Genomic DNA, 11,748 nt, shown 5'->3' on the forward strand with positions numbered 1-11,748 from the left:
GAAGTAGGAAGGCATAGGAAAATGACAAATGAACACAATTGTTAAACCATTGATTATAATTAGTATAATTTTACCGTTAGTCGGAAGCTAAAAAAATAAAACAATCGAAAATGAATTTAAACAATATTGAAATTCTAACTAAAGAATTAAAAGCCACAAAAGATTTTTATAAAAATGTGTTGAATCTTCCTGTTACAGAATGCGACTCTAAATCTATTAGTATAAAAATCGGATTATCAACACTTAAATTTGTAGAAAGCTTAAAAAAAGAAAAGCCCATTTATCATTTGGCTTTTAATATACCTGAAAATAAATTAAGCGAAGTGATTAAATGGTGTGAAAATCGAATTGAATTAATCAAAAAAGAAGATGCCGTTTTGATAACCAAATTTGAAACCTGGAATGCGAAAGCCATATATTTTTATGACAACAATGACAATCTATTGGAATTCATTGCCAGGAAAGAACTTAATAACTCCGAAACAGAAACTTTTAGTAGTAAGCAGATATTAAATATTAGTGAAATCGGAATTGTAATGGACAACCCATTAGAATTTGGAAATCAACTAATACAAAATTATGGACTAAACTTATTTGAAAAGAACAAAAATAGTGAAATATTTACGGCAATCGGAGATGACAATGGACTTTTGATTATAGTCAAAACTAATCGAAACTGGTATCCAACAGAAACACCAGCGAAAAGTAACTGGACAAAAATAGAATTATCCAATAAAAATCAAAGCAATACAATTGAAATTAAGGAATAAAGCCAGCAGGTAGTCGAGTAAGCTAGGGGAATTTGACTTCGTCGATTTTCAATTCACCCCTAACTTCTCACAGAACCGTACGTGAATCTCTCAATTGGCTTCGCCGAACTTCGTTTCATACGGCTCTTATTATGCAGTCAATTCAATATTTAGGTTAACTGATAGCCTAATGTCCAATGATAAAATAGATTGGAATAACAATTACAGATATGCCTTAACTATCTCCCCGCTAGTGCGCGATTTTATCGCGTTCCTTTATACTGGGAAAGAAGACAATTATTATCGTGCGGTAAGTAATAAAAAAAATAAGTTTTCCATTTTATGCATCCTTACAACCGCTGTATTTAAAATTGAATTGAGAAGTTTAATGAGTTTTTTAGACAGACTGCCGTTGTGCTTCATTTTCAGCGGAAGATCCATAGCTTAATCTTTACTGATGATTTATGAGAAGCTTTAAAAATAAAACAAATCCAGAACTACAATTTAACTTTAAAAGAATGACTTTAAATTTAAGATTAGTAATTGTTTTACTAATATTATTCACATCATGTAGTAATAATACAAAAGAAGACATCAATCCAGAAGATGCGAATACTGAATTAAAAAAAGAAAGCTTAAAAGAACTTTACTCAGATTCAGATTTTAGTGTTTACATGTCATCATATGTGTCGCCCAAAAAAGATGGTATTACAGATGGTCTTATTATTTATATTAAAAATAATTCTGATGGAACATGTTTTGTATCTCGAAAAAAACATGTCGCTTTCAAAATTGGTGATGAAACAACAGAAAATCCAAGCTTGTTTTTAAAGGAAGCTTCATTGCAAATTTACACTAAGAATAGTAAACCGTTTTATTTGATTAATGAAATCCATAATTTGTTTTTTGAACCGCCCTATATTGCGGAAATATCTGAATATGAAAATCCATTATTTGTAGATTTGAGATTAAAACTAATAAATAACACTATAATTGAAAAGACAGAAACATTTGAAATCGTAGAATAGATTTTTTTAGATAAAAACGAAAGCACAACAAAAGCAAAATTACCATGGCAATTGATACCAATGCACCGGGAAAAGCATAACACTATTATAAATCGCCAGTAAGCATAAACGATATGAAAAAAAAGAACTGGGTAATCAGAGTCGGAATATTTTTGATTATTTTATGTATTCCATTTTTTCTATTGATAGCTATAATTCCATTCCTCGAAATGGAAGCTAAAACCAAAATTACACTTTCAACCATATCTCTGGTTATTGGCGAAGTGCTGTTTTGGCTTGGAGGAATAATGGTGGGAAAAGAGCTTTTCGGCAAATACAAAACCTATCTAAACCCTAAAAAATGGTTTAAAAAAGCAGATAAGAATCAGGAATCAGAATGATAGTTTGATGACAGTCGTAAAAACTCTATTCCCTCCATTTCAGGTAGGAGATTCATAATTCAACACCACAAAATCGACAATTTTTGCTGCCAGGCTCGCCGTATGCATATCCCTGTCGAGCGATGGGTTTAATTCTGCGATATCAAAAGCAATCACCTTTTTGGTTGCAAACAGGAAACTCAGCAGTTTAAACACAAAATAGGGCGTAAAACCCAATGGCGACGGCGCACTTACGCCAGGCGCATAGGCCGACGAAAAGCCATCCATATCGATGGTAATGTACAGATAATCGTTATTGGCAATTATGGGTGCCAGTTTGTTTTTAAGGCTTTCCATCTCCAGTGCCGATGATTCACAATCGTAATTAATCGAATAGTTGATGTGCTCTCTTTTCGCAATCTCGAACAATTCTTTGGTATTGGATTGTTGTTGAATACCAACTGCATAATAATCTACATCTTCACCTTTTTCATGAAATTCCGAAATAATCTGATTGAAAGGAGTTCCGGAATTTCCTCTCCCCTCTACCGGGCGAAGATCAAAATGGGCATCAAAATTAATAATGCCCACTTTTTGTTTCGAAGTCTCCTTAATGGCATCTCGTATTCCCATAAAATGTGCGTAAGACATATCGTGTCCGCCGCCAATGCCAATCGGAAATATTTTCTGTTTAATTAAGTCGGAGATTGCATGGGAAAATAGTGCCTGACAAGCTTCCATATCGTCATCGCTGCAAACAATATTGCCGGAATCAATCACGCGTTTGGACTCAAAGTGGATCGGAAGTTTTGCCAATCGGTCGCGAATGGCCTTAGGTCCTTCGTGTGCTCCCATTCTACCCCTGTTTCGGCGTACTCCCTCATCACAAACATAACCCAAAATGGCAATATCGATCTTCGTATCATCCGTTTGAGTTTGCAGATCGTTCCAGTCCACAAACTCAATTTGCTGGTGCCAATACTGCTTCCCCATGTCTGGATTTGATTTTCGTCCTTCCCAATAGCCTTTTTCTGCAGGCCTGTATTCAGCATTAATATCTATTTTATCCACAAATTCTAATTGTTTACTATGAAATAAGACTGTCCTAAAAATTCAATTCTGCAGTCATTCTTGTCGAAGAATCTGCCGTATTAAGAAACAGATGTTTCGACTTCGCTCAACATGACAATACAGGATTGCCTTTCCTTTCTCTACAATTACAAACTCTTATATGTAAAATTGGCTCAGGAAATACCTGAACCAATTCTTTATCTGTATAAAAAGCTCTTATCTTAAAAAAGCCCTTTCAACAACTCATCTTCTACAATATTAGGGATCGTAACCCTTAGGTTTGGATTGCGTTTCATCTCTCGTTTAATTGCAAACATGGCTTCCTCATTTCTTGCCCAGCTACGTCTTGCAATACCGTTGTTTACATCGTAAAACAACATGTTTTTTAAGCGGGCATCAGCTTCACGTGTTCCATCGAGCAACATCCCGAATCCACCATTGATAACTTCTCCCCAGCCTACGCCTCCTCCGTTGTGAATCGAAACCCAGGTAGCTCCTCTAAAGCTGTCACCAATCACATTCTGAATGGCCATATCAGCAGTAAACTTACTGCCGTCATAAATATTGGAAGTCTCACGGTAAGGAGAATCTGTCCCACTCACATCATGATGATCACGCCCCAAAACTACCGGTCCTATTTTTCCGGCTGCAATTGCATTATTGAAAGCCTCGGCAATCTTCAATCGTCCTTCAGCATCGGCATATAAAATACGGGCCTGCGAACCAACTACCATTTTGTTCTTCTTGGCATCTTTAATCCAGGTAATGTTATCCTGCATCTGCAATTGAATCTCTTCCGGAGAACTTTCCATGATTTCCTGCAAAACATTCATTGCGATTTCATCGGTCTGATCCAAATCTTCAGCTCGTCCCGAAGCACAAACCCAACGGAAAGGTCCAAATCCATAATCGAAACACATTGGTCCTAAAATATCCTGAACGTATGATTTGTATTTAAAATCAATCCCATTTTCTGCCATGATATCTGCACCGGCACGGGAAGCTTCCAGCAAAAAGGCATTCCCGTAATCGAAGAAATACGTTCCCTTTGCCGTGTGATTGTTAATAGAAGCAGCATGGCGGCGTAAAGTTGCCTGTACCTTTTCTTTAAACAGCTCAGGCTCTTCACGAATCAATCTGTTGGCTTCCTCATAGGAAGTATCAACAGGATAATATCCGCCGGTCCAAGGAATATGCAATGATGTTTGATCGGAACCAATATGAATGAAGATATTTTCCGCATCGAAACGCTCCCAAACATCAACTACATTACCAATAAAGGCAATGGAAACCACCTCATTGGTCTCCTGTGCTTTTCGTACACGGGCAACCAATTCGTCCATTGAATCAATCAAAACATCAACCCAGCCTTGCTCGTGACGCTTTGCTGCAGCTTTGGGATTCACTTCAGCTGCAACAGTAATACAACCGGCAATGTTTCCCGCTTTAGGCTGTGCACCGCTCATTCCCCCTAAACCGGCAGTTAAAAAAATCTTTCCTGCAGGAGTCTCTCCCTTTTTCAGGATTTTACGAAAAGCGTTCATCACAGTAATGGTTGTACCATGCACAATTCCCTGCGGACCAATGTACATAAACGATCCTGCTGTCATTTGTCCGTACTGCGATACACCCAGCGCATTAAATTTTTCCCAATCATCAGGTTTAGAATAGTTAGGAACAACCATACCATTGGTAACCACCACTCTTGGAGCTCCTTTCGAAGAAGGAAACAATCCCATCGGGTGACCTGAATACAGATTCAAAGTCTGCTCGTCGGTCATGCTTGCCAAATACTGCATGGTTAACAGGTATTGCGCCCAATTTTGAAAAACAGCACCATTACCCCCATAAGTAATCAACTCCTCAGGATGTTGAGCTACTGCCGGATTCAAATTGTTTTGCATCATCAGCATAATGCCTGCAGCCTGTATCGATTTAGCAGGATATTCCTGAATCGGTCTTGCATACATTTTGTAATCAGGCTTGAACCGATACATGTATATACGACCAAAATCAAGTAATTCCTGAGCAAATTCAACAGCCAACTCTTTGTGCCATTCTTTAGGGAAATAGCGCAGAGCATTACGAATAGCCAACTGCTTTTCCTCAGCAGATAAAATATCTTTCCTTTTGGGAGCCCTGTTGGCATCCTTTGGATATGCTTTTTTTGCAGGCAATTCAGTTGGAATCCCTTGCAATATTTGTTCTTGAAATGTCATTATTTCGTTTTTACTATTTCACAACAAAAGCTCTGTTTTTTACAAAATCAATCATTGCGTAGATATCATCTTTCAACACGCGGTCATCTTCCAGTTTATCCACTTTACTTCTGATAATTTTGAAGTTTTCTGTCATGATATCTGAAAAGTGATTTGGACTTCTGAATTCCAATGCCTGAGCAGCATACATCAATTCAATGGCTAATATTTTCTCGATATTACCTAAAATCTGATTGAATTTTCGTCCGGAAATACTTCCCATCGAAACGTGATCTTCCTGTCCTAAAGAAGTTGGAACACTGTCTGCTGACGGAGGAAAACAAAGTGATTTGTTTTCGGTTACCAAAGCTGCAGTTGTATATTGAGGAATCATAAATCCAGAGTTTAGTCCTCCGTTGGCAGTCAACAAACGAGGCAATCCAAATTTTCCTTCCAACAGCAAGTAACATCTTCTATCCGAAATATTTCCAAGCTCTGAGGCCGCAATCGAACAGTAATCCAAAGCCATTGCCAAAGGCTGTCCGTGGAAGTTACCTCCCGAAATAGCTTCGGTCTCGCTTAATACAATTGGATTATCAGTCACCGAATTCATTTCGATTTCAGCCAACTCATTCAAATGATACCAGGCGTTTCTTGATGCACCATGTACCTGAGGAATACAACGTAATGAATATGGATCCTGAACACGTTCACAATCAATATGACCTGCTAAATTCTCAGAATTTTCCAAAAGCATCTGCATACGTTCAGCCACCTTAATATTCCCTTTAAACGGACGAATAGCATGCAATTCCTTTCTATAAGGAGCTGCACTTCCCTGAAAACCTTCCAGACTCATTGCACCTGCAACATCAGCCAAATCAAGAAGATATTCCATTTTAGATAAACCACGAATGGTATGGGCTAAAATAAACTGAGTACCATTAATCAAACCCAAGCCTTCTTTTGCTTCCAATCGAATGGCCTCTAAACCATGTTTTGCCAATACTTCTTTGGCAGGAACAATATCTTTCCCCATCCAAAATTCACCTTCTCCTAAAAGGGGTAAGAACAGATGAGACAATGGAGCTAAATCTCCGGATGCACCAACAGATCCTTGTTCAGGAACAACTGGAACTAAATCATTTTCAATAAAAAATAAAATACGTTCAATCAATTCTAACCGAACACCTGAAAACCCTTGTGCCAATGCTTGTACCTTACAAATCATCATGATTTTAGACAACTCTTTACCAATAGGATTTCCAACACCAACAGCATGGGTAATCAGTAAGTTCTCCTGAAGTTTACTGGTTTCTTCCGGCGAAATCTGAGTATCACACAAAGGTCCGAAACCTGTATTGATTCCATAATAAGCTTTATTGGATTTAGCCATTGTTTCAACCTTGGCTCTGCAAGCATTCACTTTACTGATAGCTTCTGCAGTTAATCCCGCTTTAAGCTCTCCCCGAGCAATTTGTATCGTCTTATCAACAGTTAGTCGATCAATCCCGTATTTAAACATAGTTCAAGTAGATTAATTTTTTATTACAAAGTTATTCGTAATTTTGATACCTAACAAGACTATTATTGTCATCATTTAATAACTATGGGTAATCAAATAGAGTTCAGACATTACAAATATTTCCTTGCTTTAGCAGAAGATCTGCATTTTAGAAAAGCTGCAGAAAGCTTATTCATCTCACAACCAGGATTAAGCAGGCAGATTAAACAAATGGAAGAAATCCTTGGAATTAGCTTGTTCGAACGCCACAACCGAAAAGTAAAACTTACTATAGCTGGCCATTACCTGCAAAAAGAGTTGACCAATAATTTTAAACGCTTGGATGAAATTATAAACCATGCTAAATTGTTGCATGACGGCTTGAATGGCAATTTAAATCTCGGCTATGTTGGTTCTGCCATGCAGGATGTAATCCCGGAACTATTATTAAAATTTAAGCAAACCCATCCAAATGTTCTTTTCAGTCTAAAAGAAATGGACAACAACAAACAAATTCAAGCACTGCTTAATCATGAAATTGATGTTGGTTTTGTGAGAATGGAACGTGTTCCGAGAGGATTAAGCATTCAATCCGTTTTTGAAGATACTTTCTCCCTGGTTCTCCCTAAAGATCATCCAATTAACGAATCAAACTTCACAAATCTGTCTCAGTTTAAAAATGATTCGTTCATCTTTTTTGATGCTTCGTACAGTGAATCGTATTTCGAAAAAGTAATGCAAATTTTCGATGAAAGTGGTTTTGCACCATTAATTTCGCACAACACGGTTAATGCCAGTTCGATATACCGGCTGGTAGAAAATAAATTTGGTGTTTCAATTGTACCAACTTCTCTGAAATTAGGCTACGACATGGGAATTAAATTTATCGAATTGAATAAAATACCTCAGAGAACAACCTTGCGGGCTGTCTGGAACAATAAAAATACCAATCCAATATTAAATTACTTTCGTACTATGATTGATGACAAAATGGTGAACAGGTAAATTCATCCAGACTAAGAACATTTACTCTTTGTTTAAAATATCGCATACAAAATTTGTCCTTTCAAAATTCTACTTACGTGAATAACTAAGTAAATTTGTCTTCTCTTAAAATTTCACATACCCAGAAATTAATAAAAAAAGCGAAGCTACTTCGCAATCAGAACATTAAAATATGTACTTTTGCGACTGTTTTACGAAAAAGCAAGAAAAAGTGTCCTTAAAAAAAACACTTTAAATATATCAATTAAGAATTTTAGAAAGAGCCTGTATGAAGCGAGTTAATGCGTACAAAAAATTATTTAATGTTGATCAGGATACTGATCTTAAAAAATTGAAATCAACCTATCGAAATTTGGTTAAAGAGTGGCATCCTGATAAATTTCAATCTGATGATGAAAAATTTGCTGAAGCAGAAATCAAGAGTCGTGAGATTATTGATGCTTATCATTTTTTGGTAAGCATTGCTCCAGAGACAATTGCAGCAAACCTGGAAGAATATACTTCAACAACTAATGAATCGGGCATTGCTGATTACAAACACAAAGGCTTATTGCTTGAAATTTCTTTTACCGATGGAACTACTTATGAATACTTTGGTGTTCCAAAAAATGTATTCAATAAATTCATCAATTCAGATAAGCAGTATCGCTTTGCCAAAAGAAGCATTTTCAACTCTTACCTGTACCGAAAATCTAAAAAGGACGCTATAGCAGCCTAAAGAATATATGATCAATGATCAACCCAAGCTCACAAAGCCTGGGTTTTTTATTTTTCAATCTTCCCAAAAACAATCAACTGGTTTTTAACCATCCGGTAATGCTTAAGCGTGGCTGATTACTGAGCAACACCTCATGTTCCAGCTCACTACTCTTAAAAAACACACATTTCCCGTTAAGCGGAGAAATACTCTGATTGTGGTCCGAATGGTAAATACACAATTCGCCGCCATCACCCGGCTTCCAATCCAGATTCAAATACATGATCATAGTGAAAGCTCTTCCCTTATTATTCACAAACTGATCGAGATGTTTTTTATAGAAAGTTCCCTTTTCGTAAAGAGCATAATGAAATTCATATCCGGTAATTCCGGTATAGCAAGTCTGATTTAAATAGGCAACAAAACGATCCATCAAATCAAAAAATCCATTTTCGTGTACATCCTCATGTTTGCGATCGAGCCAATGTATTTTATCACTGCGAATTAATTGATTGTGAACAAGGTCTGTCTCATTTCCAATCCCTGCAGGAAGCATCTGCTTTTGCGACAACAATCTTAATAAATTGCCCTTAAGCTTAGAGGCCAGAGTTTCACTTAGGAAATTATCTGCCAGGCCAACATTATTTTTTAAATAAGTGCTGACCAAATCATCGAATGTAGTATTCAACTGAATTGATTAACATGTATGCGGAACGAATCTGCTTACCATACAAGGTAGACTATTAAACTGAGACATTTCCAATGTATTCAAACAATCAAAGAAGGAAATTCAATTTTAAGTGTTTACCTTTCAAAAAAAAAGAATGAAAACAAACCTATTCGAAAACTTCAGAAAAATAAACGAATATTTCTCTCCCAAAGTGATTGGAGAAGTAAATGATTCTTACGTTAAAATTGCTAAAATAAAAGGCAACGAACTACCGTGGCACGATCATAAAAATGAAGATGAACTGTTCTATATCATTGAAGGCGGCCTTTTAATGGAAGTTGAAAATTCAGAACCATTCACAATGAATGCAGGAGACATGTACATTGTTAAGAAAGGCACTCAGCATCGGGTATCCGCAAAGGAAGAATGCAAAATCATGTTAATTGAGAACAAAACAACTGCCCACACTGGTGATGTAAAATCGGAAATCACAAAGGACATAAAAGATCAGCTGAAATAGAAGACTATTCATACTGAGAATCATTCCTCAATTTTATTTTTCGCAACAATGTCTTTCGACATCAAATTGCTTCTAAATTCTATATCTTTATTCATAAATAATAAGCTGGTTGAGGAATATGGTGCAAATTCGAAAGTTTTTTCTAGCAACTTTACTAATAACAGGCCTTATCCTGAATGCATCAGCACAGGATAATGCGATAGTTAACAAAATAAGGTTTACAGGACTCGATACGCTGCAAAAGGAAATTCTTCTAAAGCAGATGAATACCAAAGCCAGACCTTTTACCGGGAAGTTAACTTTTTGGAAAAAAAGCACCCGATTTTCCAGTTTCACATTTGATGAAGATCTACTTCAACTGAAAAAATATTATCAGAAGAATGGCTTTTTAGATGTATCAATTACATCCGATCTTCAGCCTGACAAAAGAAACAAAAAACTTGACATCCTAATCCACATCCGTAAAGGAACTCCTATTTCCATTGGTGAGATCAACTATTCCTTAACCGGGACTGAAGCAAATATGCAAATTTTAGAATCTGTAAAAACAGTTCTTCCCCTTAAAATCGGAAACCTGTTTCAAGATGAAAAAATCATAGCTTCCGAAAATTTAATCCGCGAAAAATTCAATCGCGCAGGATATCCTTTTGTTAGGGTGGAAAAAGGCATCCATTTAAATGAAAAACTACATGTTGCAAATATTCATTTTACCGTAAGTCCTGGAAATAAAAGTTATTTTGGTGAAATTAACCTGGAAGGAAATTCAGTAATCAACAAAGCATATATCCTTAAACATGTTGAAATCAGTAAAGGTGAAGTCTTTTCTCAGGTGAAAATTGAAAAGACTCAAGAAGAATTGTTCGACATGAATCTATTCCGGTACGTAACCATTCGGGCAATGATGGATAGTGTTGACCATGATTCAGTGCCAATTGCCATTCATATAAAGGAGCTGCCCCGTTGGTCCTTAAAAATTGGCGCCGGATACGGAACTGAAGATAAAATCAGAACATCCATTCTATTCAAACGATTAAATTTTTTAGGTGGAGGACGAACTCTGTCAATTAAAGGACAGCATTCCTACTTCACTCCGCTTAGTATCGAAAGTAAATTTATACAACCCGATGTTTGGAGCAAAAATCTTGATCTTATTTTAAATCCGTTCTTCTCACGAGAACGAGAAGAAAGTTATGACGTAGACAGATTGGGAACTTCGGTTACTTTTCAGAAGGAATTGACGAAAAAATCTGCCGCTTATATTTCCTACACATTTGGTAAGGATAAGGTGGATATATCGAAAAGTAAAGACTCCTTATCGATTGAGGATGCCGACAAACTGAATCACAATAAGTCAGGCGTAACATTGGGCTACAACCGAAATACGACCAATGACATTTTTTCTCCTGAAAAAGGATGGAAATATGAAGGAACGGTGACCTATATGGGACTTGGTTTCAATTCTCAATTTCATTATTATAAAATTATGACAGAAGTTGACTATTTCCACTCACTGTGGAAGAATGTTGTTTTTGCCGGAAAATTAAAAAATGGAATTATCGAACCTACCCAAGGCGATTCTCAAAGTCCTATTGAAGATCGTTTTTTAATGGGAGGAGCTTTATCCTTACGTGGCTGGGGTCGAAATCAGATCTCACCCAGAAACGAAGCAGGAAGTAAACTGGGTGGAAACAGCATGATGGAAGCCAGTGTTGAAATAAGATTTCCATTGTACGGTATCTTTTCAGGCACAGCCTTTACGGATTTTGGAAATTCATGGTTAAACTCATGGGAATTCAAACTAAACCAGCTAAACTACGATGCAGGCTTAGGCTTGCGTGTGAAAACACCTGTTGGTCCTATTCGTTTGGATTTTGCAAGCCCATTATTCGAGGGGAAATTCAGAACCCAATTCTTTATTACTATTGGGCATGCATTTTAATGTGAAAT

The 11,748-nt window shown here is 36.7% G+C and carries 11 protein-coding genes; 7 read left to right on the plus strand and 4 right to left on the minus strand.

Annotated elements, in window-relative coordinates; translation table 11 throughout:
• Positions 1-110 precede the first annotated feature (110 nt).
• From QUH73_RS19460 to QUH73_RS19470, 3 genes are all read left to right on the plus strand, one after another.
• Complete coding sequence (locus QUH73_RS19460; RefSeq protein WP_289532113.1) at positions 111-770, plus strand: VOC family protein; 660 nt, start codon at positions 111-113, stop codon at positions 768-770.
• Positions 771-1,213: 443 nt separating this feature from the next.
• A complete protein-coding gene (locus QUH73_RS19465; RefSeq protein WP_289532114.1) occupies positions 1,214-1,777 on the plus strand; it encodes a hypothetical protein in 564 nt (187 codons plus the stop codon).
• Positions 1,778-1,890: 113 nt separating this feature from the next.
• Positions 1,891-2,157 carry a transporter suffix domain-containing protein gene (locus tag QUH73_RS19470; protein ID WP_289532115.1) on the plus strand — a complete coding sequence of 89 codons (267 nt, stop codon included), beginning with the start codon at positions 1,891-1,893 and terminating at the stop codon, positions 2,155-2,157.
• A 39-nt stretch (positions 2,158-2,196) separates the two neighbouring features.
• Here QUH73_RS19470 and hutG read toward each other — a convergent pair whose 3' ends face one another.
• The 3 genes from hutG to hutH all read right to left on the minus strand — a co-directional run bounded on the left by hutG (position 2,197) and on the right by hutH (position 6,930).
• Positions 2,197-3,207 carry a formimidoylglutamase gene (gene hutG, locus QUH73_RS19475; RefSeq protein ID WP_289532116.1) on the minus strand — a complete coding sequence of 337 codons (1,011 nt, stop codon included), beginning with the start codon at positions 3,205-3,207 and terminating at the stop codon, positions 2,197-2,199.
• 221 nt (positions 3,208-3,428) lie between these two features.
• Positions 3,429-5,426 (minus strand): urocanate hydratase, encoded by a 1,998-nt coding sequence (locus tag QUH73_RS19480; protein ID WP_289532117.1) that lies wholly within the window; start codon positions 5,424-5,426, stop codon positions 3,429-3,431.
• Between the two features lie 13 nt (positions 5,427-5,439).
• Positions 5,440-6,930, minus strand: coding sequence for a histidine ammonia-lyase (hutH, locus tag QUH73_RS19485; RefSeq protein WP_289532118.1), 1,491 nt, complete (start codon positions 6,928-6,930; stop codon positions 5,440-5,442).
• An 84-nt stretch (positions 6,931-7,014) separates the two neighbouring features.
• Here hutH and QUH73_RS19490 point away from each other — a divergent pair, with 84 nt between their 5' ends.
• On the plus strand, positions 7,015-7,914 hold the full coding sequence (locus tag QUH73_RS19490) for a LysR substrate-binding domain-containing protein (RefSeq protein ID WP_289532119.1): 900 nt from the start codon (positions 7,015-7,017) through the stop codon (positions 7,912-7,914).
• Positions 7,915-8,182: 268 nt separating this feature from the next.
• The gene (locus QUH73_RS19495) at positions 8,183-8,632 is read left to right on the plus strand and encodes a KTSC domain-containing protein (protein WP_289532120.1); all 450 of its coding nucleotides are present in this window, start codon (positions 8,183-8,185) and stop codon (positions 8,630-8,632) included.
• A gap of 73 nt (positions 8,633-8,705) precedes the next feature.
• Here the strand turns inward: QUH73_RS19495 and QUH73_RS19500 are convergent, their stop codons facing one another.
• Entirely contained in the window at positions 8,706-9,299 is a 594-nt protein-coding gene (locus QUH73_RS19500) for a 2OG-Fe(II) oxygenase (protein WP_289532121.1), read from the minus strand.
• Between the two features lie 136 nt (positions 9,300-9,435).
• Here QUH73_RS19500 and QUH73_RS19505 point away from each other — a divergent pair, with 136 nt between their 5' ends.
• Together QUH73_RS19505 and bamA are read left to right on the plus strand one after the other, a co-directional pair.
• A complete protein-coding gene (locus QUH73_RS19505; RefSeq protein ID WP_289532122.1) occupies positions 9,436-9,801 on the plus strand; it encodes a cupin domain-containing protein in 366 nt (121 codons plus the stop codon).
• A 118-nt stretch (positions 9,802-9,919) separates the two neighbouring features.
• Entirely contained in the window at positions 9,920-11,740 is a 1,821-nt protein-coding gene (gene bamA, locus QUH73_RS19510; RefSeq protein WP_289532123.1) for an outer membrane protein assembly factor BamA, read from the plus strand.
• Positions 11,741-11,748: the final 8 nt, after the last annotated feature.

The organism is Labilibaculum sp. K2S, from assembly GCF_030372765.1.
In the GTDB taxonomy this organism is placed as follows: domain Bacteria; phylum Bacteroidota; class Bacteroidia; order Bacteroidales; family Marinifilaceae; genus Labilibaculum.